Source organism: Qipengyuania sp. JC766, from assembly GCF_040717445.1.
In the GTDB taxonomy this organism is placed as follows: Bacteria; Pseudomonadota; Alphaproteobacteria; order Sphingomonadales; family Sphingomonadaceae; genus JC766.
The window spans coordinates 415,428-442,172 of record NZ_JBFEFL010000001.1; the positions used below are offsets into that span (position 1 = coordinate 415,428).

Annotated in this window: 28 protein-coding genes and 1 tRNA gene; 14 read left to right on the forward strand and 15 right to left on the reverse strand. The window is 65.8% G+C overall.

Going from position 1 to position 26,745, the window contains the following annotated elements:
* The first annotated feature begins 23 nt into the window (after positions 1-23).
* Positions 24-1,877 carry an MFS transporter gene (locus AB1K63_RS02065; RefSeq protein WP_366958259.1) on the forward strand — a complete coding sequence of 618 codons (1,854 nt, stop codon included), beginning with the start codon at positions 24-26 and terminating at the stop codon, positions 1,875-1,877.
* Here the strand turns inward: AB1K63_RS02065 and AB1K63_RS02070 are convergent.
* From AB1K63_RS02070 to AB1K63_RS02090, 5 genes are all read right to left on the reverse strand, one after another.
* Complete coding sequence (locus AB1K63_RS02070; protein WP_366958260.1) at positions 1,849-3,135, reverse strand: folylpolyglutamate synthase/dihydrofolate synthase family protein; 1,287 nt, start codon at positions 3,133-3,135, stop codon at positions 1,849-1,851. The two genes, AB1K63_RS02065 and AB1K63_RS02070, sit on opposite strands and share 29 nt — an antisense overlap.
* A 5-nt stretch (positions 3,136-3,140) precedes the next feature.
* The gene (gene accD / locus AB1K63_RS02075; protein WP_366958261.1) at positions 3,141-3,989 is read right to left on the reverse strand and encodes an acetyl-CoA carboxylase, carboxyltransferase subunit beta; all 849 of its coding nucleotides are present in this window, start codon (positions 3,987-3,989) and stop codon (positions 3,141-3,143) included.
* On the reverse strand, positions 3,986-4,813 hold the full coding sequence (gene trpA, locus AB1K63_RS02080; protein ID WP_366958263.1) for a tryptophan synthase subunit alpha: 828 nt from the start codon (positions 4,811-4,813) through the stop codon (positions 3,986-3,988). The genes accD and trpA overlap by 4 nt, the downstream gene beginning before the upstream one ends.
* Positions 4,814-5,248: 435 nt before the next feature.
* Positions 5,249-6,472, reverse strand: coding sequence for a tryptophan synthase subunit beta (trpB, locus tag AB1K63_RS02085; protein WP_366958265.1), 1,224 nt, complete (start codon positions 6,470-6,472; stop codon positions 5,249-5,251).
* Positions 6,473-6,495: 23 nt separating this feature from the next.
* Positions 6,496-7,128, reverse strand: a complete 633-nt coding sequence (locus tag AB1K63_RS02090; protein ID WP_366958266.1) for a phosphoribosylanthranilate isomerase — start codon at positions 7,126-7,128, stop codon at positions 6,496-6,498.
* A gap of 105 nt (positions 7,129-7,233) precedes the next feature.
* Between AB1K63_RS02090 and AB1K63_RS02095 the strand changes: the two genes are divergently transcribed.
* Positions 7,234-7,686, forward strand: a complete 453-nt coding sequence (locus tag AB1K63_RS02095) for a hypothetical protein (protein WP_366958267.1) — start codon at positions 7,234-7,236, stop codon at positions 7,684-7,686.
* Between the two features lie 15 nt (positions 7,687-7,701).
* On the opposite strand, the gene AB1K63_RS02100 is transcribed toward AB1K63_RS02095, so the two are convergent.
* The 4 genes from AB1K63_RS02100 to purB all read right to left on the reverse strand — a co-directional run bounded on the left by AB1K63_RS02100 (position 7,702) and on the right by purB (position 11,048).
* Complete coding sequence (locus AB1K63_RS02100; RefSeq protein WP_366958268.1) at positions 7,702-8,586, reverse strand: SIMPL domain-containing protein; 885 nt, start codon at positions 8,584-8,586, stop codon at positions 7,702-7,704.
* Between the two features lie 39 nt (positions 8,587-8,625).
* The gene (gene pyrF / locus AB1K63_RS02105) at positions 8,626-9,300 is read right to left on the reverse strand and encodes an orotidine-5'-phosphate decarboxylase (protein WP_366958269.1); all 675 of its coding nucleotides are present in this window, start codon (positions 9,298-9,300) and stop codon (positions 8,626-8,628) included.
* A complete protein-coding gene (locus tag AB1K63_RS02110) occupies positions 9,297-9,659 on the reverse strand; it encodes a LapA family protein (RefSeq protein WP_366958271.1) in 363 nt (120 codons plus the stop codon). The genes pyrF and AB1K63_RS02110 overlap by 4 nt, the downstream gene beginning before the upstream one ends.
* Before the next feature lie 78 nt (positions 9,660-9,737).
* On the reverse strand, positions 9,738-11,048 hold the full coding sequence (purB, locus tag AB1K63_RS02115) for an adenylosuccinate lyase (RefSeq protein WP_366958272.1): 1,311 nt from the start codon (positions 11,046-11,048) through the stop codon (positions 9,738-9,740).
* Between the two features lie 175 nt (positions 11,049-11,223).
* Between purB and AB1K63_RS02120 the strand changes: the two genes are divergently transcribed.
* On the forward strand, positions 11,224-14,010 hold the full coding sequence (locus AB1K63_RS02120) for a DUF3857 and transglutaminase domain-containing protein (protein ID WP_366958273.1): 2,787 nt from the start codon (positions 11,224-11,226) through the stop codon (positions 14,008-14,010).
* Between the two features lie 6 nt (positions 14,011-14,016).
* Here AB1K63_RS02120 and radC read toward each other — a convergent pair whose 3' ends face one another.
* Complete coding sequence (gene radC, locus AB1K63_RS02125) at positions 14,017-14,715, reverse strand: DNA repair protein RadC (RefSeq protein ID WP_366958274.1); 699 nt, start codon at positions 14,713-14,715, stop codon at positions 14,017-14,019.
* Between the two features lie 187 nt (positions 14,716-14,902).
* Here radC and AB1K63_RS02130 point away from each other — a divergent pair, with 187 nt between their 5' ends.
* From AB1K63_RS02130 to AB1K63_RS02150, 5 genes are all read left to right on the forward strand, one after another.
* Positions 14,903-15,265 carry an AtpZ/AtpI family protein gene (locus AB1K63_RS02130; protein ID WP_366958275.1) on the forward strand — a complete coding sequence of 121 codons (363 nt, stop codon included), beginning with the start codon at positions 14,903-14,905 and terminating at the stop codon, positions 15,263-15,265.
* A 50-nt stretch (positions 15,266-15,315) separates the two neighbouring features.
* Positions 15,316-16,080 carry a F0F1 ATP synthase subunit A gene (locus tag AB1K63_RS02135; RefSeq protein ID WP_366960628.1) on the forward strand — a complete coding sequence of 255 codons (765 nt, stop codon included), beginning with the start codon at positions 15,316-15,318 and terminating at the stop codon, positions 16,078-16,080.
* A 59-nt stretch (positions 16,081-16,139) separates the two neighbouring features.
* On the forward strand, positions 16,140-16,367 hold the full coding sequence (locus AB1K63_RS02140; RefSeq protein WP_366958276.1) for a F0F1 ATP synthase subunit C: 228 nt from the start codon (positions 16,140-16,142) through the stop codon (positions 16,365-16,367).
* Positions 16,368-16,430: 63 nt separating this feature from the next.
* Positions 16,431-16,925, forward strand: coding sequence for an ATPase (locus AB1K63_RS02145; protein WP_366958277.1), 495 nt, complete (start codon positions 16,431-16,433; stop codon positions 16,923-16,925).
* Positions 16,918-17,484 (forward strand): hypothetical protein, encoded by a 567-nt coding sequence (locus AB1K63_RS02150; protein WP_366958278.1) that lies wholly within the window; start codon positions 16,918-16,920, stop codon positions 17,482-17,484. Before AB1K63_RS02145 ends, AB1K63_RS02150 begins: the two co-directional genes overlap by 8 nt.
* 20 nt (positions 17,485-17,504) lie before the next feature.
* Here AB1K63_RS02150 and gloB read toward each other — a convergent pair whose 3' ends face one another.
* The 5 genes from gloB to aroA form a co-directional block, all read right to left on the reverse strand.
* Positions 17,505-18,272, reverse strand: a complete 768-nt coding sequence (gloB, locus tag AB1K63_RS02155) for a hydroxyacylglutathione hydrolase (RefSeq protein ID WP_366958279.1) — start codon at positions 18,270-18,272, stop codon at positions 17,505-17,507.
* 116 nt (positions 18,273-18,388) lie between these two features.
* On the reverse strand, positions 18,389-20,095 hold the full coding sequence (gene rpsA, locus AB1K63_RS02160; RefSeq protein ID WP_366958280.1) for a 30S ribosomal protein S1: 1,707 nt from the start codon (positions 20,093-20,095) through the stop codon (positions 18,389-18,391).
* 412 nt (positions 20,096-20,507) lie between these two features.
* Positions 20,508-21,146, reverse strand: a complete 639-nt coding sequence (locus AB1K63_RS02165; protein ID WP_366958281.1) for a d(CMP) kinase — start codon at positions 21,144-21,146, stop codon at positions 20,508-20,510.
* Positions 21,143-21,424, reverse strand: a complete 282-nt coding sequence (locus AB1K63_RS02170; protein ID WP_366958282.1) for a permease — start codon at positions 21,422-21,424, stop codon at positions 21,143-21,145. Before AB1K63_RS02170 ends, AB1K63_RS02165 begins: the two co-directional genes overlap by 4 nt.
* The gene (gene aroA, locus AB1K63_RS02175; RefSeq protein ID WP_366958283.1) at positions 21,421-22,743 is read right to left on the reverse strand and encodes a 3-phosphoshikimate 1-carboxyvinyltransferase; all 1,323 of its coding nucleotides are present in this window, start codon (positions 22,741-22,743) and stop codon (positions 21,421-21,423) included. Before aroA ends, AB1K63_RS02170 begins: the two co-directional genes overlap by 4 nt.
* Before the next feature lie 143 nt (positions 22,744-22,886).
* Between aroA and AB1K63_RS02180 the strand changes: the two genes are divergently transcribed.
* The 6 genes from AB1K63_RS02180 to AB1K63_RS02205 all read left to right on the forward strand — a co-directional run bounded on the left by AB1K63_RS02180 (position 22,887) and on the right by AB1K63_RS02205 (position 26,740).
* Complete coding sequence (locus tag AB1K63_RS02180) at positions 22,887-23,216, forward strand: TIGR02300 family protein (RefSeq protein ID WP_366958284.1); 330 nt, start codon at positions 22,887-22,889, stop codon at positions 23,214-23,216.
* 89 nt (positions 23,217-23,305) lie between these two features.
* A tRNA-Ala gene (locus tag AB1K63_RS02185) sits at positions 23,306-23,381 on the forward strand.
* 108 nt (positions 23,382-23,489) lie between these two features.
* Positions 23,490-24,917 (forward strand): signal recognition particle protein, encoded by a 1,428-nt coding sequence (gene ffh, locus AB1K63_RS02190; RefSeq protein ID WP_366958285.1) that lies wholly within the window; start codon positions 23,490-23,492, stop codon positions 24,915-24,917.
* A gap of 38 nt (positions 24,918-24,955) precedes the next feature.
* On the forward strand, positions 24,956-25,459 hold the full coding sequence (gene rpsP, locus AB1K63_RS02195) for a 30S ribosomal protein S16 (protein WP_366958286.1): 504 nt from the start codon (positions 24,956-24,958) through the stop codon (positions 25,457-25,459).
* 9 nt (positions 25,460-25,468) lie between these two features.
* Positions 25,469-25,969 (forward strand): ribosome maturation factor RimM, encoded by a 501-nt coding sequence (gene rimM, locus AB1K63_RS02200; RefSeq protein ID WP_366958287.1) that lies wholly within the window; start codon positions 25,469-25,471, stop codon positions 25,967-25,969.
* A 48-nt stretch (positions 25,970-26,017) separates the two neighbouring features.
* On the forward strand, positions 26,018-26,740 hold the full coding sequence (locus tag AB1K63_RS02205; RefSeq protein WP_366958288.1) for a DUF5818 domain-containing protein: 723 nt from the start codon (positions 26,018-26,020) through the stop codon (positions 26,738-26,740).
* Positions 26,741-26,745 lie beyond the last annotated feature (5 nt).

The window sequence follows — 26,745 nt, forward strand, 5'->3', positions numbered from 1 at the left end:
AACGGGTACGGGAAGAGAACCGAATGGCAGAAGCGGCCGCGCAGGCGAAGAAGCCGGGCATGATCGATGCGGTCAGGTCGCTCGGCCATCCCAAGACCCTTTTCATGCTTCTGTTCGGCTTCGCAAGCGGCCTGCCCTTCGCGCTGTTCCTGGGGACGCTGTTCGCTTGGCTGACGGAAGCCCAGATCGATCTGGAAACGATGGGCGTATTCTCGCTGATCGGGCTTGCCTACGCGTTCCAGTTCCTGTGGTCGCCGCTTATCGACAAGGTCGATATCGCCGGGTTCAAGCGACTGGGCCGGCGCAAGCAGTGGATCGTCCCGGCGCAGATCCTGCTCGGCGTGATCCTGGTCGCGCTGAGCCTGACCAATCCGACCAACGACACGATGTGGTGGTTCTCGCTGCTGGCGGGGATCGGCGCGATTGCCAGTGCGACGCAGGACATCGCGATCAACGCATGGCGCATCGATGTCGCGGACGAAAAGGCGACGCTCGATATCCTCTCGACCGTCTACCAGATGGGGTACCGGTTGGCGGCGCTGGTTGGAGGGGCGCTGGCACTGATCATCGCGGCGCGTATCGGCTGGCCGCAGACTTACCTGATGCTGGGCGGCGTCCTGCTCGTAATCGGCGTCATCGGATTGTTCGCGCCCGACGGATCGGCCGAAGACGCGGACGAGGATGCCGCGAATTCGGCCGAAATACTCGCGCTGCGTTCGGCCGGCGAGCTTGATCCCGAAGTGCGGCGCAAGGGGCTGGCGATCACGCTCGTGCTGTGGGGCTGGGCGATCGTCTCGATCCTGATCTTCATGATGCGGGCGATGGGCGTCTACATTCCCCACCCGTCCTTCGATCTGGGCGGTACCGCGGTCCATCCCGGCTGGCTGTTCGGAATGTTCGAACTGAACGAGGAAGGCCGGCCCGATCCGACCTTCTTCACCATCACCATGGGTCCGTTGATCATTGTGGCGACGATCATCATCCCGTCGCTGATCGCCGGCTGGCTCGCCGGGCAGAAGAAGGCGGGCAGGAATGTCCTGACGCAGGATGCGGCGCCTGCCGCGAACAGGGGCGGCTTCGCGATGGATCACCTCTACCGCGCGCTGCTGCTGCCGCTGGTCGAATTCGTCGGACGCATGGGCTGGTCGCTGGTGCTGATCATCTCGCTGGTCCTCACCTACCGCATCTGCGACGCGATCTGGGGGACGTTTGCCTACCCGTTCTATCTCGGCGAACTGCAATACACGAACGACGACGTGGCCTTTGCTTCCAAGTTTTTCGGTGTGGGTGCCATCGTGCTGGGCCTCGCGCTCGGCGGGGCCATGATCACCATCATCGGCCGGATGGCGACGCTGACCATCGGGGCCGTGCTGGCGGCCGCGACGAACCTCCTCTACGCCGATCTTGCCGTGGGCGGGGCGAACATGCAGGCGGCCAGCGACGCGGTCGGTTTCACGGCGCTCATCGGGTTCCTCGCGCCATGGGGGTCGGAAGGGATCGCGAAGCTGACCTTCACGATCTTCTGGGAGAACCTGTCCATCGGGATCGCGGGTGCGGCCTACGTGGCGTGGCTCTCGTCCATCGTCTCCAAGAAGTTCAGCGCGGTGCAGTACGCGCTCCTGTCCTCGCTCACCCTGCTGGTGGGCACGTTGGGGCGCGGGGCGCTGGGCGAGATGATCGAGAACCAGGGCTATTTCGACGTTTTCGTCCTGACCGCCGCCATCGGCATCATCGCCGTGGTGCTGTGCCTTGCGGAGTGGTTCCGGCAGGCCCGGATGGGCCGGCGCTCCGGCGTCGTGACGCCCGACCCGCAAGTGACCGATGAAACCGCCGGGGGCACGGTCTCCGCTACTCCGGCAGCGAGTTCGTCATCCTGAGCACGTTCCCGGCAAGGTAGAGCGAGCCGGCGACAAGCACCGGGAGACCGTCTGCCGGAAGCGCGTCCATGGCCTCCGCGACGGAATTTGCCTTCGTGGCACCGTCCCGGACTTCCGGCCCGTGGGTTTCGTAGCCGGCGATCGGCACCGTGGTAAGCGTCGCGATGTTGCGGGTAAGCGGTTCGACGATGCCCTGCGCGTCCTTCACCTTCTGCATCCCGAGGATCAGGTGGAGACGCGCGTCGCCGAAATGCGCAGCCAGCGCCTCGCCCGCCGACCGGTTGTGCCCGCCATCCAGCCAGACGACCCGGTCGCGCGTCAGCGGACCTGCCGGCAGGCGCTGCAGCCGCGCGGGCCACTCGGCCTCGCGCAGTCCGGCCGCCATCGCGTCCGGCTGCACCTCGACGAAATCCTGGTGCCGCAACATTGCGATCGCGAGTGCCGCATTGTCCGCCTGGTGGGGGCCCGGCAAAGTCGGGACGGGCAAGGCGAGTTCGCCATGCCGGTCGGAATAATGCAGGCCGGTTCCGGTGACGCCGGCGTCCCAGTCGCGGCCGCGCATTGCGAGCGGTGCACCTGAAGTCGCAGCGGCGCGTTCGATCTCCAGTTCCGCGTCGGGCCCATAGCGCTGGGTGACGAGCGAGCAACCCGGCTTCACAATCCCGGCCTTCTCGAATGCGATCCGAGCGATGGGTACGTCCGGCGCGCCTTCCTCCGGCGCGAGCAGCCATTGCTCGTGATCGATGCCGAGCGCCGCGATGCCGCTGGCCGCGACATGGTCCAGCACGTTCGTCGCGTCGAAACGTCCGCCGAGCCCGACCTCGATCACGCAGGCATCGGCCGGTTCGCGGGCGAAGGCGAGGAAGCTGGCGGCGATGGTGACTTCGAAGAAGCTCGGCCCCAGACCGTCGCTCGCGTCCAGCACCTCTTCCAGCAGACCGGCGAGCGCATCGTCCCCGATCAGTCGTCCGGCGACGCGGATCCGCTCGTTATAGCGCACGAGGTGCGGGCTGGTGGTCGCGTGGACGCGCTTGCCGTCCGCTTCCAGCATCGCGCGCAGGAACGCGCAGGTCGATCCCTTGCCGTTGGTGCCGGCGACATGGAACACGGGCGGCAGGCGCTTGTGCGGGTCGCCCAGCCGTTCCATCAGCGCCCGGATGGTCAGGAGACCGATCCGCCCCTGGGGCAGCGACAGCTTCGCCAGCCGGTCCAGCTGCGCCTGCACCGCCGGATTGTCGGAGCGACCGAAGTCGCGCATGGGGCCTAAGCCGCCTCGGCCGGACGCAGGTAGTCTATAATCTGCGCGAGCGTGGCGCGCAGGTCGTGCCGATGGGTCACCATGTCCACCATGCCGTGCTCCTTCAGGTACTCGGCCCGCTGGAATCCGTCGGGCAGCTTCTCCCGGATGGTGTCCTGGATCACGCGCTGGCCGGCAAAGCCGATGAGCGCGCCCGGCTCCGCGATCTGGATGTCCCCCAGCATGGCGTAGCTGGCGGTCACGCCGCCGGTGGTCGGATCGGCCAGCACCACGATGTAGGGCAGGCCCGCCTCCTTCAGTCGCCGCGTCATCACGGTCGCCTTGGGCATCTGCATCAGGCTGAGAATGCCTTCCTGCATCCGTGCGCCTCCGGCCGCGGTCACAACGACATAGGGTGCCCCCAGCCGCAGGGCATGCTCCGCGCCGACGCAGAAGGCCGTGCCGACCGCCATGCCCATGCTGCCGCCCATGAAGCCGAAATCCTGCACGCCGACGACTGCCGGATGACCCTCGATCTGGCCCTGCGCCACGGTGAACGCATCGGGTCGCGGGTTCTTTGCGCGCGCTTGCTTCAGCCGGTCGGTGTACTTCTTCGTGTCCCGGAAATTGAGCGGGTCCTCGCGCACTTCGGGAGCGGGGAGGACGGAATACCCCTCGTCCAGGATCTGCGCGATGCGTTCATCCGCCGACAGGCGACCGTGATGGTCGCAGCGTGGGCAGACCTTCTGGTTCTCGTGATACTCCTTGGCGAAGATCATCTCGTTGCAGGACGGGCACTTCACCCACAGATTGTCGGGCGTATCGCGCTTGGCGATGAAGGGCAGCGAGTTGCGGACGCGGGTAAGCCAGTTCATGCGGTTCCTTCTTTCCGCGGTGCCCTTGCCGCAGAATGCACCGCTTGGGCAAGCGATGCGGTGAGTTCGCGGATGTGGGACGGGGCGTCGGCCCCGTGTTTCTCCACCAGTTCGACGAGGGCGGAGCCGACCACGACCCCGTCGGCGACCTGCGCGATTTCAGCGGCTTGCTCTGGCGTCCTCACACCGAATCCCACGGCGACGGGAATGTCCGTCGCCTGCTTGATGCGCGAAACGTTCGCCTCGATCGATTCGATCGCCGCCTGCTGCATCCCGGTGATGCCCGCCACCGCGACATAATAAAGGAAGCCCTCGCTCCCCGCGACGACCTGCGGCAGGCGCCTGTCGTCGGTGGTCGGCGTAGCGAGGCGGATGGGCGCGATGCCGCGCGCGCGAAGTGCCGGCCCCAGCGCTTCGTCCTCTTCCGGCGGGATGTCGACGCAGATGACGCCGTCCACGCCCGCCGCGCTGGCCGCTTCCGCAAACCAGTCCGCCCCGCGCCGGACCATCGGGTTGGCATATCCCATCAGCACCAGCGGCACGTCCGGGTGGCGCTGCCGGAATGCAGTGGCCATCGCGAGGACGTCAGCCGTGGTGGTGCCGCGCCCGAGCGAACGGATATTGGCCTGCTGGATCGCGGGCCCGTCCGCCATCGGGTCGGTGAAGGGCATGCCGAGCTCGATGACGTCGGCGCCGCCTTCGACCAGCGCGTCGAGATTGGCCGCCGTGTCGCCATCGCCTGCTGTCAGGAAGCAGACGAGGGCAGGACTGGGCGTGGCGAAGGCACCGGCGAGGCGACGCGTGGGTTGGGGTGATTCGGTCATGGTCGGACGCCTCTTACCGGAGACATGGACCGCATGGACCACTGTCCAGGACAAAAAAATTCGGGCCCGCACAAAGGTTCGTGACTTGGGAAGGAATGATGCGGGTCCGGATTATCATCACACCTTAATGCCACGTCCGTCCGAATGTAGGACAGAAGATTCGGGTATCGGCAAAACGCGACAATCTGATCGACTAAGCCGCTGCGAATAGCGCTTAGCAAATAACGAGGCCTTCTTTGAGTTCAGCGATGTCAAAGGAAACGCGAAACCGTTAAAGGATTTGTCCAAGGCCGAAACCTATAAGAATTCCGGCTATTAGATAGATTGGAATAGCGAAAAGGTAGGGGCGGAAACCGACCCAAAAACCTTTTCTGAAATCAGGATCTTGCCAATCGCGCCTCAGTCCGCGGAGTTCGTCAAGAAAGCTTGCTATCTTCACATCTCCACGCCCAGCCGCTCGGCCACGGTGAAGATGTCCTTGTCGCCGCGGCCGCACAAATTCGCGAGGATGATCGCGTCCTTGTCCATTTCCTTCGCCCGCTTGGCGACTGCCGCGATGGCGTGACTGGGCTCCAGCGCGGGGATGATTCCTTCGGTTCGGCAGAGGAGCTGGAAGGCTTCCAGCGCCTCCTCGTCGGTGATGGCGGTGTATTCCACGCGCCCGCTGTCCTTAAGCCAGGCGTGTTCCGGGCCGATGCCGGGATAGTCGAGGCCGGCGCTGATCGAGTGGCCTTCGGTGATCTGGCCGTCATCGTCCTGCAGCAGGTAGGTGCGGTTGCCGTGCAGAACGCCGGGGAAACCGCCGAGCAGGCTGGCGGCGTGTTCGTCCCCGTCGAGGCCGTGGCCCGCCGCTTCGACGCCCAGCATCTTCACGTCCGGATCGTCGAGGAATGGGTGGAACAGGCCGAGCGCGTTGGACCCGCCGCCGATCGCGGCGACCAGCAGGTCCGGCAGGCGGCCGGTGCGGTCCTGCATCTGCGCTCTCGCTTCCTTGCCGATCACGCTCTGGAAATCGCGCACAAGCTCAGGGTAGGGATGGGGGCCGGCAGCGGTGCCGATGATGTAGAAGGTATCCTCCACATTTGCGACCCAGTCGCGCAGCGCCTCGTTCATGGCATCCTTCAGCGTGCCGCGCCCGCTGGTAACGGGGCGAACTTCGGCGCCGAGCAGCTTCATGCGGAACACATTGGGCGACTGGCGGCGCACATCCTCCGCACCCATGAAGACGACGCAGGGCAGGCCGAAGCGCGCGCAGACCGTGGCCGTGGCGACCCCGTGCTGGCCCGCGCCGGTTTCCGCGATGATGCGGGACTTGCCCATGCGGATGGCGAGCAGGATCTGCCCGATGCAATTGTTGATCTTGTGCGCGCCGGTATGGTTCAGCTCGTCCCGCTTGAACCAGATCCGCGCGCCGCCCAGCGCGTCGGTCAGCCGTTCCGCGAAATAGAGCGGGCTGGGGCGGCCCACGTAATGTTCCAGCAGGTCGTCGAACTGCGCGGCGAATGCGGGGTCGGCCTGCGCAGCGCGGTATTCGCGTTCCAGGTCCAGCACCAGCGGCATTAGCGTTTCGGCGACATAGCGCCCGCCGTAATCGCCGAAATGGCCGCGCGAATCCGGCATCTGCCGATAGCTGTTCGCCTTGGCGGGGGGAGGGGTCATCTGGGAAGGGCTGGCTTGATCTGTCATACGGACCGTGCCGCTTCGCAGAACGCCGCAATCCTGTCCACGTCCTTCACGCCGGGCGCGCTTTCGACCCCGCTGGACGTGTCGACCAGCTCCGCGCCCGTGGCCGCTATGGCAGCTGCCACGTTGTCGGGGGTCAGGCCGCCGGCGAGGCCCCAGGGAATGGTATGGTCGAAATCGGCCAGCAGCCGCCAGTCGAATGCCTCGCCATTGCCGCCCGGAAGCTTGCGCGCCGGGGCGTCGAACAGCAACCGGTCCACATGGCCTTCGAAGCGGCGCGATTTTGCGAGCGTTTCGGCGTCCTTGACTCCCAGCGCCTTCCACACCTCCACCTTCGCGCGCTGCCGGATGAGGCCGGACCATTCGGGGGTCTCGTTGCCGTGGAACTGGATCACGTCGGGTTTGACCGCCTCGATCGCCCTTACGGTGGTCTCTAGGTCCGCGGTGACCAGCAGCAACACCGCCTTCGCCCGTCCGCGCGCGAGCGCGCGCAGGCGGCCCGCGTCTTCCAGCGAGACATGGCGAGGGCTGGGTTCGAAATGGACGAAGCCGACATGGCTGGCGTCCGCATCCAGCGCCGCGCCCAGAGTGGCTTCGTCCCGCAGGCCGCAAATCTTGATCGAAGGTGACATCGGGCCGAACTAGGGTGCGCGGCGCCGGATCGCAAAGACTTACGTGTTGCGGCCGTGAGACGGGACAGGCAGGATGGAAGGGAAGGGGACGCAATGATGCGACGAATGCGATATCTTGCGGTCTTGCTGGGGGCCGTGATCGTCATGGCGTGCAACCCGATCGAGCGCGCAGACGAGGCGAGCGAGAAAATCGAGAGGTTTCATGCCGATTACAACGCGCAGCGCGACGATGCGATCTGGCAGAGGACAGGTCAGGAATTCAAGGACTCAGCGTCGCGGGAAGATCTACAGCAGCTCATCGACATGGTGCGTCGCAATCTCGGGCAGATGGAAGAGTCCGAGCAGATCGGCATCAACATGAACAGCAACCTCAACGGCAGCTTCACCGTAGTCACGACGAAATCCCATTTCGAGAAAGGACTGGCGAACGAAGTCTTTACCTTCATCGCGCGGGACGACGAACTGGAATTGGTCGGATGGAATGTCCGGTCTGACGATCTCATGAGGGGGGTAATGGAGGATGCTGCACGGGCCGCAGAGTCCGAAGGCGCGATGTAAGTAAATTCGGAGATGTCAGAGCGGTTCGAGTTCGAACATGACTCCGACGGATGCCGTGATCGTCAGTTCGCCGGGTGAGACGCTGGTAGAGGCCAGTGCGGGTAAGGACACCGCCATATCGGCGAAACCCATATTATAGTCGTAGTCATATCCCGTGCCGAGCCCCGAAATCCGACCTTCGTCCATCGCCACGATCCGCTTGATCCTGAGGCCGGCGGCGGCGGCGTAGATTTCGGCACGGCGGCGGGCATCGGCAATCGCGAGAAGGCGGACCTCCTCCTCGATCGCGGACGAATCTTCGATTTGGAAGGCCGGGCCTCCGATCGAGTTTGCGCCGGCTGCGATCACCCGGTCAATCAGCGCGCCGTAACCGTCGGTATCGGACTGGCGCACGCGCAGGACGTTGCTCGCCTGATAGCCGACGATCCTTGGTGCCGCATATTCATCGAGCGCAGCAGCGGCTGCCGCATCTGCAACTGCATCGCCTGCCATCGCGGCTTCAGCATCTGCCGCCACCGTCTCTGCAAGCGAGTTCGATGCGAGGGTCATAGCGTAGGGATTGCCGTAGTCCGTGTTCATCACCGGTGTGATGGAAAGCGCGCTGGTCTGGATATCGCGTTCCGCGATGCCCTGTGCCTTCAACTCAGCTATCACGCGCGCCATCTTCTGCGCATTGTCGCGCGCCGCATCCTGCGCGCTGGCCGCCGTGGTGGCGACGCCGATGGTGGAAATGGCAAGGTCGGGCGCACGCCGGACTTCGGCCTTGCCGTCCACTGTCAAAATCGCATTGCCGGTGGACGCCGGATCGAGCGCGAACATGCTGAGCCCGCGCGTATCCTGCGCCTGTGCCGGCACCGTCAGAAAGAGGCCCAGCGCCGCCGTGATGAAAACTCCCCGCATGACTTGAACCCTTCCCAGTGGTGGATTTGAAAATGGAACCTAGAGCGTCGCCTCGATATCGCGGGCGGCCTGCAGCGGGTCTTCCGCGCGGCTGATGGGACGGCCGATGACGAGTACGCTGGCCCCGTCGTCGCGCGCCTGGCGCGGGGTCACCACGCGTTTCTGGTCGCCGGTCGCCTTGCCGTCCGGGCGCAGGCCGGGGACGACGAAGAAACCGTTCTTCCATTGGTCCTTGACCGCGCCGACTTCCTGTCCGGAGCATACGATCCCGTCGAGGCCAGCGCTCTGGGCGAGGTCTGCGAGCCGCATGACCTGGTCGTGCGGTGAGCCGCCGACGCCGGTACGCGCCATGTCGCGCTCGTCGAGGCTGGTGAGCATGGTCACGGCGACGACCCTCGTGCCTTCCGCAGCGGCCGCCTTCGCGTCTTCCATCATGGCGCGTCCCCCGCTGGCGTGGACGGTCACGATGGCTGGCTCCAGGACGTGGATCGCCTGCATCGCGCCTGCGACGGTATTGGGAATGTCGTGCAGCTTGAGGTCGAGGAAGATCGGCAAGCCGACCTGCGCCAGTTCGTGCACCCCGTGGCTGCCGTGGGCGTAGAAGAACTCCAGCCCCAGCTTCAGGCCGCCGACATGTGCCTTCACCTTCTGCGCCAGCGCCTTGGCCGCGTCGATCCGCGGGACGTCGAGCGCGAGGTAGACGGGGTTGCTCACGAGTGCGGGCGATCCTCGGGGGCGAGGGTGCGGCCGTCCTCGCTGCTGGGCCGGTCGATCACCGGCTCCCGGACGACGGGTTCGGCAGGGGCCGCAGCCGTTGCGCGCGCGGCGCTTTCGAGCGCGCGGATCCGGCGTTTGAGGTTCCACTTGATGCCGCGATAATACAGCCAGGTCGGCACGAGGCCGAGCAGGAAAAAGGCGATCGCGATGAAGCCGACCGGCCATTCGAAGAGGAAATACTGCCCGTTGCCCTGCGGCCAGATGCGCACGTCCTGCGGTTCGCTCCAGTTCATGAACACGAACAGGCAGACAGCGACGGTCAGCAGGACCCAGAACACGGTACGGACGATATTCATCGGCAGCTCTCCTCAGCGCCCGTTTCTAGGACGGCGGGCGTAAAAAGCAAAACCATCCGGAGAGGTTCCCCGCAACGGTCAGCCGAAGACCCGCTCGAAAATCGTGTCGACCTGCCGGAAGTGATAGTCGAGATCGAACTTGGCATCGATTTCCTCGGCCGACAGCGCGGCGGTCACTTCCCCGTCCTGCTTCAGCAGGTCGCGCAATTGCAGCTTGCCGTCCGATTCCCACACCTTCATCGCGTTGCGCTGAACCAGCCGGTAGGCATCCTCTCGGCTCACCCCGGCCTGGGTGAGGGCGAGCAGCACGCGCTGCGAGTGGATGAGACCGCCCATCCGGTCCATGTTCGCCTGCATCCTCTCGGGATAGACCAGCAGCTTGTCGACCACGCCGGTCAGCCGGGCGAGCGAGAAGTCGAGCGTGATGGTCGCGTCGGGGCCGATGAAGCGCTCGACGCTGGAATGGCTGATGTCCCGTTCGTGCCACAGGGCCACGTTTTCCAGCGCGGGCAGGGCGTAGGCGCGGATCATCCGGGCCTGGCCGGTCAGGTTCTCGGTCAGGATCGGGTTGCGCTTGTGCGGCATCGCGCTCGAACCCTTCTGGCCGGGGGAGAAATACTCCTCCGCTTCCAGCACCTCGGTACGCTGGAGATGGCGGATCTCGACCGCGAGCCGCTCGATGCAACTGGCGATGACGGCCAGCGTCGCGAAATACATCGCGTGACGGTCGCGCGGGATGACCTGGGTGCTGACCGGCTCGACCTTCAGGCCGAGGCGCTCCGCCACGTGCTCTTCCACCTCGGGTGCGATGTTGGCGAAGGTGCCGACCGCGCCGCTGATCGCGCAGGTCGCGATTTCCTCGCGCGCGGCGACCAGCCGCTTACGGCAGCGGGCGAACTCGGCATACGCCTGCGCCAGCTTGAGGCCGAACGTGGTCGGTTCCGCATGGATGCCGTGGCTGCGCCCGATGGTGGGCGTGTACTTGTGTTCTTCCGCCCGCCGCCGCAGCGCCGCCAGCAGCAGGTCCAGGTCTTCCAGAAGCATGTCGGACGCGCGCGCCAACTGCACGGCCAGCGTCGTGTCCAGCACGTCGGAACTGGTCATGCCCTGGTGCATGAAGCGCGCTTCCTCGCCGACCTGTTCGGAAACCCAGGTCAGGAAGGCGATGACGTCGTGCTTGGTCACGGCCTCGATCGCGTCGATCGCAGCAACGTCGATCTTCGGGTCGTTCTCCCACCAGTCCCACAGCGCCTTGGCCGCGCTGTCCGGTACCACGCCGAGCTCGCCCAGCTTCTGGGTCGCATGGGCCTCAATCTCGAACCAGATGCGGTATTTCGCTTCCGGCTCCCAGAGAGCGGTCATGGCGGGACGGGCGTAGCGGGGGACCATCGAAGACTCCGGTAGATGCGTTGCAGCGACGCAGGAGCGGCTAGGGGCTGGCCGTGGTCATGGCAAGGTGCCCGGTTCGCGCATCGCCTCACATGTTAATTGCTTTGCATCGACCCGGCGCCATTGTACTGTCCAAACTGCCGTTTTCGGCTGAAAACTTTGCTTCGGAGTCTCAATGGTCCGTCTGATCGGTTCGTCTGCCATCGCTCTTGTTCTCGCAACGCCCGCCCTTGCCGGGGACGAGGTCCGCTATGCCCCGGCACCCGACTGGGTGGAGGTGGCGCAGATCGATGCCGGATCGATCGAGGATGGCCCCAGCGAAGTGCTGTACGACTGGCAGCACCGGCTGGAGGACGGGGTGGTCCGGTCCTATTTCGACAGGGCCGTGCGGATCGACAATCCTGAAATGCTGACGAGCGAGGGCACGGTCCAGGTCGAATGGCTGCCGGACAAGGGCGACATCACCGTCCACCGCTTTTCCATCATTCGCGACGGCAAGGAAATCGATCTCGCCGGACAGGGCGTCGCGTTCGATGTCCTGCGGCGCGAGCGCAATCTCGAAAGCCGCCTGCTCGACGGAGCCCTGACCGCGGCGGTTTCCGTGCCCGACCTGAGGCAGGGGGACATGCTGCGCTTCGCCTACAGCACGACGCTGGCCGACCAGGCGCTGGGCGACGAGATGCAGGTGGTGCAGTACCTGCCCGCCAAGCCGTGGCGGGTCGCGCAGGGACGCGCCATCGTCTCATGGCCGACCGGCAGCGGGGTGAGCTATCGCGCGGGACCGGACATCGCCATCGGCAGTCCGACGCGCGCCAACGGATACAACCGCGTCAGCGTCTCGCTCCCGATCGATAAGCGCGACGAGATGCCTTATGACGCGCCCTCGCGCTTCAATCGCTTCCCGCTGCTCCAGGTGGGTACGTTCGACAGTTACGATGAACTGTCGCGCGTGATGGCACCGCATTACGCCGAAGCTGCGCAGCTTCCGGAAAGCGGCGCGGTCGCGGCTATCGTGGCCCGGATCATGGCGGACACATCCGATCCGCTGGAGCGGACCGCCATGGCGACCCGCATCGTGCAGGACCAGGTCAGCTACCTGATGGACGGCCTGAACGGTGGCAACTACCTGCCGCAGGACGCGGAAGACACCTGGGCCAAGCGGTACGGGGACTGCAAGGCCAAGTCGGTCCTGTTGAATGCGATGCTGCAGAAGATGGGCATCGATTCGCAAGTCGTGCTGGTCACCACGCAAGGCGGGGATGCCTTGCCGGAGATGCTGCCGCTGCCGGCCAATTTCGACCATATGATCGTACGCGCCCGGATCGACGGAGAGAATTACTGGCTGGACGGCACCAGCACGGCGACCCGCCTCAACAATCTGTCGCAGGTGCCGCCGTTCTTCTACGCGCTGCCGGTCGTGGCGGCGGGTTCGGACCTGGTCGCGATGGACAAGCGCCTGCCTTCGCTGGCCGACGCAATGATGACCGCGACATACGATCAGTCCGCAGGTGCCGACCTTCCCATCATGTTCGAACTCGAGATGCAGCTGACCGGCGCCTCCGGTGCGCGGCTGCAAAGCGTGGTCGACGAGAACGATCCGGAAATGAAGAAGGCCATCGCGCAGAGTTTCGGGGCAGGGCAGGTGTCCGGCGGACAGGTGACCGATGTCGACCTGTCCTACGATGCGACGACCGCGATCGGCACGGTGCGGGTTGTCGGGGTGGGCGATTCGCGTTTCGGATACGAAAACGGCCGCTTCCAGGCGACGCTTGCGAACGGGGGCGGGCAGGTCTTCCGGCCCAACCGCGTGCGTCCGGCGTGGCGCGAGATCCCGGTCATGACCTACGGACCCCAGAGGTCGGATTCGGTCATGCGGATAAAGCTTCCCGCCGGAGGGGAAGGTTTCCGGCTGGAAGGCGACACTACTCTGGAGGAGACCTACGCCAACACGACCATAGCGCGATCGGCCAAGATCGAAGGCGACACGGTCGTGATGAAAGAATCGGTGTCCAACCTGCTCGGCGAAGTCGAACCCGACGAGATCGGGGACGAGCGCCGCCGGGCGCTGAAGGTTTCGAAGTCCCGCATCGTGCTGCGGGCGCCGGACGACACGGTCTGGCGCTGGGATCTCGAACCCGCCGAACTCACTCGCAGGACGCAGGAGGCCCGCGCCGCCTACGACCTAGCGGTGGCGAATGCGGACGAGGATGATTTCGGACCGCTGCAGGCGCGTGCCAACTTCTTCGCGCACACCTTCGCCTACGACCTGGCCGCGCAGGACATCAGCCGCATCATTGCGGAAGAGCCGTCGGCGGACCTCCTCCTGACCCGCGCCACACTGCTGAACTCGCTCGGCCGGCATGACGATGCGATCGCGGATATCGCGCTCGCCTACGAACTGGACGGGGCCGCCAGCACGGCGACGTGGCAGGCGACCATGCTGGCGCAGACCGGCCGGACCGACGAGGCGCTCGAACTGCTCGACCTGTTGCCCGTCGACGAGGATGACATGGACAATTACGCCGAGGCGCGGTCTTTCGTGCTGGGCATCTCGGGCGACACCGATGCCGCGCGCGCGGTCCTGGAAGAACGGCTGGCCGAACGGGAGAACAGCGCGGATGTCCTCAACGCCGACTGCTGGCTGCGTGGGACGCTTGAAGTCGACCTCGACGGCGCGATGGAGCGCTGCACCCGGGCCGTGGAGCGCGCAGCCTATCCCGCCAACGCCCTCGATAGCAGGGCGCTCGTCCGGTATCGCATGGGCGATGCGGCGGGGGCTCTGGCGGATCTGGACGCGGCGCTCAAGCTGGCGCCCGACCTTTCGGCGTCGCGTTACCTTAAGGGCATCATCCTGCAGGAGCAGGGCGATGTGGCCGGGGATGCGCTCGTGGCCAGCGCGCTGCGCCAGTCGCCCGAACTGAAGGCCTACTATAATCTCTACGGGATCGCGCCGGTCGGCTGATGCCGGTCAGATAAGGCCCTTGGACCGGAGCGAAACGTGGCCCTGCCGTCCCACGATCACGTGATCGTGGACGGTGATGCCCAGCAACCTACCGGCTTCGGCGATGCGATTGGTAATCTGGATGTCGGCCCTGCTCGGCTCCGGATTGCCGCTGGGATGGTTGTGGACGAGGATCAGGGCGGTGGCGCCCAGGTCCAGTCCGCGCCGGATGACTTCGCGCGGATGGATCGCCGCCTCGTCGATCGAACCGTCGCCGACATGGTGGTCCTGGATCAGGCGGTTCTGCGTGTCGAGATAGAGCACGCGCACGCGCTCCACGGTCAGGTGCGCCATGTCTATCGCGAGATAGTCCAGCAGCGCCTGCCAGCTGCCGAGGACCGGCTTGTCCTGCACTTCATTGCGCGCCATGCGCCGTGCAGCCGTCGCCACCGCCTTCAGCGCCGCAGCCGTCGTCTCGCCCACGCCGTCCACCGCCTGCAGCGCGCCGGGTTCGGCATTGAGGACCTTCGACAAAGAGCCGAACCGGTCGATCAGCCGCTTGGCAATCGGCTTGGTGTCGCCTTGCCGGATCGCCGCGAACAGCAGATATTCGAGCACTTCGTAATCCGCGAGCGCTTCCGCCCCGCCATGCAGCAGGCGCTGGCGAAGGCGCGCGCGGTGGCCGCTTCCGTCATGGGGTTTCCTCGAAGCGCGATCGTCGGCCATCGGCGGGGCTTGTCAGCGTATTCGACGCGACTTGCAAGAACTGCACGCCGGCTTGATGTCTTTGACGAACGGGGCAGGGCAGGAAAACAGCCATTCGGTTGACTCGGAATCATGCGCCGCCTAAGGGGTGCGCGCCCTCGGCGGGTGCCTCTTGCCCGTGTCTCGCATTCCCTTCAAGGAGGCTGGCATGAGCGACGAGAAACCTGCACGGGAACCCATCGGTGAGGATGCGCGGATCGACGCGCTCGAGGGGCGGTTGAAAGCCGCACGCGAGCGGGAAGATACGCGCAGACGCCAGCAGGCCAAGAAGCCCGACGCGAGCTATCGCAGCGGCAACCGGGCCCTGGCGGACCTTCTCGGCGGGTTGATCGGCGGCACGTTGCTGGGCGTTGGCGTGGATGCGCTGGCCGGCACGTCGCCGTGGGGTCTGTTGGTGGGGCTGTTCCTCGGAATAGTCGTGGCTTTCAGGAACATTCTCCGGATGGCGAAGTCGCCATCGCCGGCCTCGTCCGACGAGGATGGCGCTTCGGACGGAATTACTCGGGATTAAGGGCTTAGGCAGACGTGGCAACCGAAGGCGAACCGGCCAAGGTCGATCCGATGTACCAGTTCACCATCAAGCCGCTCGGTGGGACCGAGGCTTGGGAACTGGGCGGCAGCGGCATCAACATCGCATTCACCAACAGCGCGTTGTGGATGGCGATCACCACTGTCGTGCTCATCGCCTTCGTCTGGGGCGGCATGAAGCGGCAACTGGTGCCCGGCCGCTGGCAGATGGCGGTGGAAAGCTTCACCGGTTTCATCGACGACATGCTGGAAGTGAACATCGGCAAGGCGGGGAAGAAGTACGTTCCCTACGTCTTCAGCCTGTTCATGTTCATCCTCTTCGCCAACCTGCTCGGCCTGATGCCGGTCGGGATTTTCGGCATCCATCCCTTTACCTTCACCAGCCATTTCACGGTGACGGGCGTCCTGGCGGCGATCAGCTTCTCGATCGTCCTGCTGGTCGGCTTCTTCAAGCACGGCTTCAAGTTCTTCGGCCTGTTCGTGCCGCACGGCACGCCGCTGCCCATGATCCCCATCATCTTCCCGATCGAGCTGGTCTCGTTCATGGTGCGCCCCTTCAGCCTCGCGCTGCGCCTTTTCGTGGCGATGATGGCCGGACACCTTCTTCTCAAGGTGCTGTCGTCCTTCGTGATCGACGGGACCAATGCCGGCGCGATCTTCGGCCTTATTGCCGGGCTTCCCAGCTTCCTGCTCATGATCGCGATCAGCGCGCTGGAAATCCTCGTCGCCGGCGTTCAGGCATATGTCTTCGCCCTGCTGACCGCATTGTACATCAACGACGCGGAAAACCTTCACTAAGGGCGCCCGAATTCGCGCCCGTTCTTTCTCAAATCACGGATCATCAAGGAGTAATCGAAATGGAAGCAGAAGCAGCACGGATGCTCGGCGCGGGCCTCGCAGCTATCGGAGCCGGTCTGGCCGCTCTGGGCGTGGGTAACGTCTTCGCATCGTATCTCTCGGGCGCGCTGCGCAACCCGGGTGCCGCAGACGGCCAGCAGGGCCGCCTGTTCATCGGCTTCGCCGCAGCCGAACTTCTCGGCCTGCTGGCGTTCGTGATCGCGGCGCTGCTGATCTTCGTCGCCTGATCACAGCCCGCCGGGCCCGGTTGATCCGGGCCCGGCGACTGTCGGCCGACCGAAGGACACGCAATGCCACAGATCGATCAGCTAGCCGAAACGTTCACCAGCCAGGTATTCTGGCTGCTCGTCTTCTTCGGCATCACCTTCTTCGTCGTCGGGCGGGGCATGGTTCCGCGCGTGATGCAGACCATCGGCGACCGCGACAGCAAGATCGCGGACGACCTCGCCGCGGCGCAAGCCGCCCGCGATCAGGCCGATGCGGAAGAAGAAGCTTGGCGCCAGCGCGAGAACGAGAACCGTACCGCCGCCCAGGCGGTCGTCGCCGAAGCGAAGGCCAAGGCTGCCGCCGAAAGCGAGACCAAGCTGTCCGCGGCCCAGGAACGGATCGACGCAAAGCTGACCGCGGCGGAGGCCGAGATCGCGCAGGCGCGCGGTTCGGCCCTGGCCGAGATCGAGGATGTGGCCGCGGAAGCGGCACAGGACATCGTCAAGCAGCTCGCCCGCGTTTCGGTGACCAAGCCGGCCGCCAAGGCCGCCGTGAAGGAGGCCATGCATCATGGCTAACCCGCCCGCAGTTTTCGCCACCGACGAGGCCGAAACCATCGTCGAGATCGACGGCGGCGCCGGCAAGCATGTCGAACCCGAGCTGTGGGGCCTTGCGCCCTACCAGTGGGTTTCGGTTGCCATGCTGGTACTGCTCGTCATCGCGTTTGCCGTCGCTAAGGTCCACAAGACCATCGGCGGCGGGCTCGATGCGCGCATCCAGGCGATCCGCGACCAGCTCGACGAAGCCAAGCAGCTCCGGGCCGAGGCCGAGGCGTTGCGCGACGAGTACACCAAGAAGATCGCCGATGCCGAGGTCGATGCCGCCACGATGCGCGAGAACGCACAGCGCGAAGCCGACGCCATCCTCGCCAAGGCGGAAGCGGACAGCACCGAGATGGTGGAACGCCGCCAGCGTATGGCGGAAGACAAGATCGCTGCTGCCGAGCGCGACGCGGTTGACGATGTCCGCAAGCGCGCCGCGACCGCTGCGGCCGCGGCAGCCAGGACTCTGATCGCCAGCAAGCACGACGCCGAGGCGGATCGCAAGCTGGCCGACGAGGTCATCGCCGGCCTGTAAGGGCCGGCACCACCTTCACTTCAGAACGAGTCCTTCGCTTCCCTCAGGGCAGCGAAGGTTTCGGCTGGCGTTTCACCGCCCCATCGCTCGCGCATGTCGGGGGCGTCCGCACGCAGGAACGGGTTGGTCGCCAGCTCGCGTTCCAGGCCCGTCGGCACGGTCGGCTCGCCTCGCTCGCGTCGCTTCTCGACTTCCTTCGCATAGTCCTGCAGCGCCGCGTTGTCCGGATCGGCATGGAGCGCGAACCTGGCGTTGGCGGCCGTGTATTCGTGCGCGCAATAGAGCGTCGTCTCGGGCGGCAGGGCCTTGATGCGCTGCAGGCTCTGCCAGAACTGTTCCGGATCGCCTTCGAACATCCGTCCGCAACCTAGCGCGAAGACGCTGTCGCCGACAAAGGCGATATTGTCCGCGGGCAAGTGATAGGCGATATGGCCGAGCGTGTGCCCGCCCACGTCGAGGACGCGCGCTTCGTGGCGGCCCAGCGTCACCGTATCGCCGTGCGACAGGGTCCGGTCGATCCCGGTGATCTTGCCGGCCTCCGCTTCGGGCGCGACGATCGTGCATCCCGTTTCGGCCTTGATCGCCTCGTTGCCGCCGGCGTGGTCGGGGTGCCAGTGCGTGTTCCAGATCTGGGTGATCCGCCAGCCTTTTGTCTCCGCCTCTCGCAGGATGACGGGCGCTTCGGGCGTGTCGATGCAGGCGGTTTCGTCGCTATCGGGATCGTGGACGAGGAAGCCATAATTGTCCGACAGGCAAGGGAACTGGTGGATCTGGAGGGTCGTGGTCATGGGCCCAACCTAGGTACCGGCGCCCCAATAGGAAAGGCCCGCCCTCCCGGATGGGGAGAGCGGGCCTTGCCGTAGCAGATGGCCGGACCGCCACGAGCGGTCCGGCACAATGCCGTTTAGTCGTTCTTCTTCAGAGCTTCGCCCAGGATGTCGCCCAGCGAGGCGCCGGAGTCGGCTGAGCCGTACTGTTCCACGGCCTGCTTCTCTTCGGCGATCTGATAGGCCTTGATCGAGAAGTTCGGCTTCTTCGAACGGTCGAAGCCGATGACCTTGGCATCGACCTTCTGGCCGACCTGGAAGCGGTCCGGACGCTGTTCGTCGCGGTCGCGGCCGAGGTCGCTGCGCTTGATGAAGCCGGTCTCGCCGTCGTCGCCGACCTGCACTTCGAGCCCGCCATCGCGAACTTCGAGCACGGTCACGGTGACGACCTGGCCACGCTTCACGCCGTCGCCGGCGGCGGCCACGCCCGGAGCACCCTTTTCAAGCTGCTTCATGCCGAGGCTGATGCGTTCCTTCTCGACATCGACGTCGAGCACGACCGCATCGACCTGCTCGCCCTTGCGGTGCAGGGCCAGCGCGTCCTCGCCCGAGATGCCCCAGGCGATGTCGGACATGTGGACCATGCCGTCCACGTCGCCTTCGAGGCCGATGAACAGACCGAACTCGGTGGCGTTCTTGACTTCGCCGCTGACGGTCGAGCCGACCGGATGCTTGTCGGCGAAATCTTCCCACGGATTGCCCTGCGCCTGCTTGAGGCCGAGGCTGATGCGGCGCTTTTCCGAATCGACTTCGAGCACCACCACGTCGACTTCCTGCGACGTGCTGACGATCTTGCCCGGGTGGACGTTCTTCTTCGTCCAGCTCATTTCGGACACGTGGACCAGGCCTTCGATGCCCGGCTCCAGCTCCACGAAGGCGCCGTATTCGGTGATGTTGGTCACCTGGCCGGTCAGCTTCGCGCCGACCGGGTACTTGGCGCCGACGCCGTCCCACGGATCGCTTTCCAGCTGCTTCATGCCCAGGCTGATGCGCTGGGTTTCGGCGTTGATGCGGATGATCTGCACGCTGACCGTGTCACCGATATTGATGACTTCGCTCGGGTGGTTGACCCGCTTGTAGCTCATGTCGGTGACGTGGAGCAGGCCGTCGATGCCGCCCAAGTCGACGAACGCACCGTAATCGGTGATGTTCTTGACCACGCCGTCAATGATCTGGCCTTCGGCCAGCTGGTCGATCAGCTCGCTGCGCTGTTCGGCGCGCGTTTCCTCGAGGATCGAGCGACGCGAGACGACGATGTTGCCGCGGCGACGGTCCATCTTGAGGATCTGGAACGGCTGCGGCACGTCCATCAGCGGGGTGATGTCGCGCACCGGGCGGATGTCCACCTGGCTGCCGGGCAGGAAGGCCACGGCGCCGTCCAGGTCGACGGTGAAGCCACCCTTGACGCGGCCGAAGATGCGGCCTTCCACGCGGGCGCTTTCGCCGAACTCGTTTTCCAGCTTGTCCCAGGCGGCTTCGCGGCGGGCGCGGTCGCGGCTGAGCATGGCTTCGCCGTCGGCGTTCTCGACCCGGTCGACGAACACTTCGACTTCGCTGCCGACTTCGAGGCCGTGATCGTCCTCGCCGTCGCCGCGCATGAATTCCTTGAGATCGATGCGGCCTTCGCTCTTGAGGCCCACATCGACGACGGCCTTGCCGCCTTCGATCGCAGTCACGGTGCCCTTGACGACGCGGCCTTCGAAGCCGCCGTCTTCCGCACCGCCGAGTTGTTCGTTGAGAAGCGCTTCGAAGTCGTCGCGCGTCGGCATTTCCTGGGTTGCCATAAGGTCAGTCAGTCCTGTTCAATCGTTTTGCTACCGGCCACCGGTTTTTCCGGAGGTCTTGGGCCCGTCTCCCGCACCATTGCGGGGGCAAACGGGGCAAGAGGGCCGTTGCCGCACGGGGCCGCATGCCGTCGTACGGGTCCATCGAATCCAACGGGTATCGAGAACGGTCGCGCGCCTATGCCCAAATGCGGCGAAAAGCAAGCAGAACCGCCCCGGGGAAGGACGAACTGACCGAGACATGGACCGCCTGGACCACCGTCCAGGGCGAAAAAAACGGTGGCTTTCGTGCGACGGTGTCCCGGACGTGGAAACTTCGCGCAGGGAGCGCGGAAGAAGGGCAGGCGGGAAAGGCGATAACCGGTCATCCCCGGACGGATGGCATAATGCGCCGCCTGTAGGACAGGGTTTTCTAGTCCTGGTGGCCACTATCGTCCGCGGCCCGCTCGGTCGCCTCGATCGCGGCGGCAATCGCCGCGTCCCGGTCGAGAACGGTGGTGTCGATCATAACCGCATCCAACGCAGGCTTCAGCGGTGCGTCGGAGCGCCCCTGGTCCCGCGCATCGCGCCGTTCGATCATCTCGATAACGTGTTCCAGCGTGATATCGTCGCCGCGCCCGCGCAATTCCTTCCAGCGCCGTTCGGCGCGCGCCTCGACACTGGCGACGACGAACAGTTTCACCTGCGCATCGGGCGCGATGACGGTGCCGATATCGCGCCCGTCCAGCACCGCCCCGCCATCCTGGTCGGCAAAGGCGCGCTGCCGCGTGAACAGCGCCTCGCGCACGGCGGGGTGGATGGAAACGCGACTGGCGAAGCCACCCGTTTCCTCGCTGCGCAGGGCCGGGTCCGCCAGCAGGCTGTCTGGGAAAGTGCACCCTGCCAGCGCGTCGCCCGCATCGTCCGGGTCCCCGCCGTCGAGGAACACCTGCCGCCCCACCGCACGGTAGAGCAGGCCGGTATCGAGATGCGGCAACCCGAAATGCGCCGCCAGTGCCTTGGCGATTGTGCCCTTGCCCGAGGCGGTGGGTCCGTCGACGGCGATGATCATGCCTCGCGCTCCTGACCCTTGCGCCCGGTCCGGATCGCCTTGACCAGCCCGAAGATCGCGATGGCCGCCCAGAAGCCTTCCAGGACGAGGCTTGGCCAGTTGGTATGCACGAGCAGGGATACCGTCAGCAACGCGGCTCCCACCAGGTTGGTGCCGTGCAGGATGAACGGATTGGGATGCTCCCTGAAGGTCAGGTAGGCATAGGCGCCGATGATGCAGGCGGTGCCGGCGAAGCCGACCCAGCTCGCCCAGTCGAGCCCTGCCACGAGCCCGCTCACGATCCTGCCTCCGCCAGCAGTTCGGCGAAACCGGGGAAACTGGTGGCAATGGGCGCGGCGCTGTCGATCTCGACCCCGTCCGCGCTGGCGAGGCCTGCCACGGCCATGCTCATGGCGATGCGGTGGTCCAGATGGGTAGTGACCGGACCGCCACCGGCCAGCGGCGCGCCGCCGGTGCCTTCGATGGTCAGGCCGTACTGCGTTTCCGTGACGCGCGCGCCCGCGCGCTGCAAGGCATCGGCCATCGCGGTGAGGCGGTCGCTTTCCTTGACCCGCAGTTCCTCGAGCCCGCTGGTGCGGGTGGTGCCTTGCGCGAGGGAGGCGGCGACGAACAGGACGGGAAACTCGTCGATCATGCTGGGCGCGATCGCAGGATCGACGTCAATCCCGGTCAGTGCGGCGTGCCGCACGCGCAGGTCCGCCACCGGTTCTCCGCCGACTTCGCGCCGGTCCAGTTCCTCTATGCTGGCGCCCATGTCGCGCAGCACCGCGATCAGTCCGGCGCGGGTCGGGTTGAGGCCGACATTCTCGACCACGAGATCGCTCCCCTCCACGATGGTCGCAGCCACTATGAAGAAGGCGGCGGAAGACGGATCGCCGGGCACCTCGATCGTCTGCGGGTTCAGGTCGGCTTCGCCGGTGATGCGAATGACCCGCTCCGGCCCGGAATCGTCCACTTCCAGCTGCGCGCCGAAACCGCGCAGCATGCGTTCGGAATGGTCGCGCGTCGGCACCGGTTCGATGACAGTGGTGATGCCCGGCGTGTTCAGCCCGGCGAGCAGGATCGCGCTCTTCACCTGTGCGCTGGCGACCGGCAGGCGGTACTCGATCGGGACGGCGGGCAGGCTGCCTCGCATCATCAGCGGCAGCGTGCCGCCCGGCGATGGGGTGAAGGCCGCGCCCATCTGCGACAGCGGCTCGATCACGCGGCCCATGGGCCGCCCGGAAAGGCTGGCATCGCCGGTGAAGGCCGCGGTGATGCCGTGGCTGGCGACGAGCCCCATCAGGAGGCGCGTGGAGGTGCCCGAATTGCCCATCTCCAGCGCGCTCGTCGGTTGCAGCAGTCCGCCGACGCCCACGCCGTGGATCGACCAGCTGCCATCATCATGCCGGTCGATTGTCGCGCCCATGGCGCGCATCGCGGCGGCGGTGGCCAGCACGTCCTCCCCTTCCAGGAGGCCGGTCACGCGCGTTTCGCCAACGGCCAGCGCGCCCAGCATCAGCGAGCGGTGGCTGATCGACTTGTCGCCCGGCACGCGGATGCGGCCGCGCAAGGGGCCTTGCGGCGCGAAACGGCGGGGCTGGGGCTGGCTGTCCATAGGGGCGCGGCTTTGACACCGGCGAGGGCGCGTGGCAAGGCGCGCGCCATTCTTGATTCGGCGGCCCGGCGGCCCCAGATCATTCCCGCGAGATTGCAGACCGGCGCGCGCCCCACGGCAGCGCCCGCATAAAGGAAATTACTATGGTGAAGCCCGAATGGGGTACCAAGCGCACCTGCCCCAAATGCGGCACGCGCTTCTACGACCTGAACAAGGAAGACCCCGTCACCTGCATCGAATGCGGTGAGGAGTGGACTCCGGAACCGGTCCTGAAGACCAAGCAGCCGATCCCGTTCGAGGACGAGGACAAGAAGGACAAGGATACCGACGCCGACAGCGATCTGGCCGATGACGATCTGGACGACGTGGACGAGGACGAGAACCGTCCCGACGCGGATGTCGATCTCGGCGACGATTCGAGCGACCTGGCCGTGGAAAAGGGCAAGGGCGACGACGAAGGCGACGACAGCTAATTCGCTTGCATTCGGGTTGCGCCCTTTCTAAGGGGCGCTTCCCGCAAGGGTGGCGAACTGGTATACGGTTCGCCTGACATGACTGGAACGGGGCCTTAGCTCAGCTGGGAGAGCGCAACACTGGCAGTGTTGAGGTCAGCGGTTCGATCCCGCTAGGCTCCACCAGTCATCGACATCTGTGGTGAAAGCCGCACGCTGGCCGACGAGGTTTCGTCCGCCGGCGTTTTTCGCGTTTATCCCGGCCGGCGCGCCGGGAAGGAGTCTGGAGCGTACATGTTCGATAACCTGTCCGATCGTCTCGGCGGTGTGTTCGACCGGCTTCGCGGGCGCGGTGCGCTCAGCGAAGGCGACGTGCGCGAAGCCATGCGCGAAGTGCGCGTCGCCCTGCTGGAAGCGGACGTCGCGCTGCCGGTGGTCCGCCGCTTCATCGACGCGGTGACCGAAAAGGCGATCGGCGCGGACGTCCTCAAATCGGTCACCCCGGGCCAGCAGGTCGTCAAGATCGTCAGCGACGAGCTGGTCGAGATGCTCGGGGGGGAGGAGACCGAAGGGCTTATCCTCGAGGCCAAGCCGCCGGTCGTGATCATGATGGTCGGCCTGCAGGGTTCGGGCAAGACGACCACGACCGCCAAGCTCGGCAAGTTCATCAAGGAGAAGCACGGGCGCAAGGCGCTGATGGCTTCGCTCGACGTCAATCGCCCGGCCGCGCAGGAGCAGCTGGCGGTGCTGGGCGAGCAGGTCGAGGTGGCGACGCTGCCGATCGTGCAGGGGCAGCAGCCGGTCGATATCGCGCGCCGCGCGATGGACGTCGCCAAGCTGCAATCCGCCGACGTGCTGCTGCTCGACACCGCGGGCCGCCTGCATGTCGACGAAGCGCTGATGGCCGAGATGAAGGCCGTCGCCGGCGTATCCGCGCCGACCGAGGTGCTGCTGGTGGTGGACAGCCTGACCGGGCAGGACGCGGTCAACGTCGCCAAGAGCTTCACCGACGAGGTGCCGCTGACCGGCGTCGTGCTGACCCGGATGGACGGCGATGCGCGCGGCGGTGCGGCGCTTTCGATGCGGCATGTCACCGGCAAGCCGATCAAGTTTGCCGGCACGGGCGAAAAGCTGGACGCGCTGGAGCAGTTCCATCCGAAGCGGGTCGCGGACCGCATCCTGGGCATGGGCGACGTGGTCAGCCTCGTCGAGCGCGCCGCCAGCGTGGTCAAGGAGGAAGAGGCCGAGGCGCTCGCCAAGCGCATGGCGAAGGGCCAGTTCGACCTCAACGATCTGCGCACGCAGCTGCGCCAGATGAACCAGATGGGCGGGCTGGGCATGCTAGCCGGGATGCTGCCGGGCATGAAGAAGGCCAAGGCCGCGCTCCAGCAGAGCAACATGGACGACAAGGTGCTGGTCCACATGGACGCGATCATCGGATCGATGACCGCCAAGGAACGCGCGAACCCCGCGCTGCTGAATGCGAAACGCAAGAAGCGCGTGGCGGCGGGCAGCGGGCTTCAGGTGCAGGACGTGAACCGCCTGCTCAAGATGCATCAGGAAATGTCGCGCGCGATGAAGCAGATCAGGAAGATGGGCGGGCTCAAGGGCCTTGCCGCGATGTTCGGCAAGGGCGGCATGGACGCCGCCATGCCCGGCCTCGGCGGTCCGAAAGGCGGCCTGCCGCCCGGCCTCCCGGGCCTCCCCGGATCGAAGAAATGACGACTATTCAGATTATTGCATTGGAAAGGTGAACTAACATGGCAATTTCCCTACGTCTCTCCCGCGGCGGTGCGAAGAAGCGCCCCTATTACCGCATCGTGGCGGCCGACAGCCGCAAGGCGCGCGACGGTCGCTACCTGGAGCAGATCGGCACCTACAACCCGCTGCTCGCCAAGGACGACGACAAGCGCGTCGTGCTGAACGAGGATCGTGCCCGCTACTGGCTGGGCGTCGGCGCGCAGCCGAGCGACCGCGTGGCCCGCTTCCTCGATGCTGCCGGCATCCGAGAGCGCGAAGCGCGCAACAACCCGCAGAAGGCCGAACCGGGCGAGAAGGCCAAGGAACGCCTCGAGGAAAAGGCCGAGAAGCAGCGCGAAGCCGAGGAAGCCGCCAAGGCTGCCGAGGAAGAAGCGAAGACCGCTGACGCGCCCGCCGAAGAAGGCGCCGCCGAGGAAGCCGCCGACACCGCCGAGGAAGCCAAGGAAGAGGCCAAGGCCGACGAAGCTCCGGCCGAAGACGCTTCCGAAGAGAAGGCCGACTAAGCCAATCCGATGCAGGACCGGCCCGTCACCCTTGCCGCCATCACCGGTGCGCATGGCGTGGCGGGCGAGGTTCGCCTCAAGCTCTTCGGCGAAGGGCTGGATATGCTGAAGGCGCACACTTCGTTCAACGACGGTGCCCTGACGCTCAAAAAGGTGAAGTCCGACAACAAGGGCGGCGCCATCGCCCGCTTCGCGCAGGTGACCGACCGGACCGCGGCCGAAAAGCTGCGCGGCACGGTCCTGACCGTCCCGCGCTCCGCCCTGCCGGACCCCGGCGAGGGCGAATATTACCACGCCGACCTCCTTGGCCTCGCGGCCGTCTCCGACGCCGGCGACCCGCTCGGCACGGTCGTCGCGGTCGAGAATTTCGGCGCGACCGACATCGTCGAGATCGAACGGCCCGCCACCGACGGTAAACCCGGCAAGACCTTCATGGTCCCGCTGACGAAGCAGGCAGTGCCGGGCTGGGATGCTGAACGCTTGGTCGTCAGCGCCGATTTCGCCGATTAGGAACGCTCGCCATTGCCGATCCATTCGGATGGCATGACCTTTGCGAAAATGCTTTGCACGACCGCCGGCGCAATATCGCTGGCGGCATGCTCTTCGGGCGACGGAGACGCCACGCAACAGGACGCGCCGTCTCCCGGTTCATCGTCCGATCCGGCCGAGGACGCCGCAGCCAGCACGCGACCTTCGGGCGAGGTCCGGCTCGTCACGGTCGAAGGACACATCGAAGCCGGCGTCGAATGCCCCGTGCTGCGCACGCCCGACGGCAAGGTCTATGCCCTGAGCCTTGGGGAAGCGGACTTCGGCCCGGGTGACTATGTGCGCTATTCCGGCGAACTGGCCGATGCGAGCTTCTGCCAGCAGGGCGAGGGAACACTGATTGCCCGCAACGTCTCGGAAATCGACCCGCCAGCCCGTGACCGGGATCCGGCCCGGGCCGGCGGCATCGCCTTGACCAGGGACTATCTGACCGGCAGCTGGGTCGCGAAGGGGGTCGATGCCGATTGTCGCCAGCCCGACTTCCGGATCGAGGCCAGTCCCGCAGGGATTGCTCTGAAGGGACGCATTTCCGACCACGACGACACCGCGCGTGTGGTCCTGGGCGACTATCCGCGGATCGATCTGGACGAACCGCTGGACGACCTCCCGATCGAAAGCCGTGGACCGGATGGCCTCGCCATCCTCCGGCCGGCAAATGATGCGCAGTACGATCCCGTCACCATCGGCGATGCGGCCATTACGGGTGACGGCGTGGTGTTCGTGAAATGCGCGTGACAATC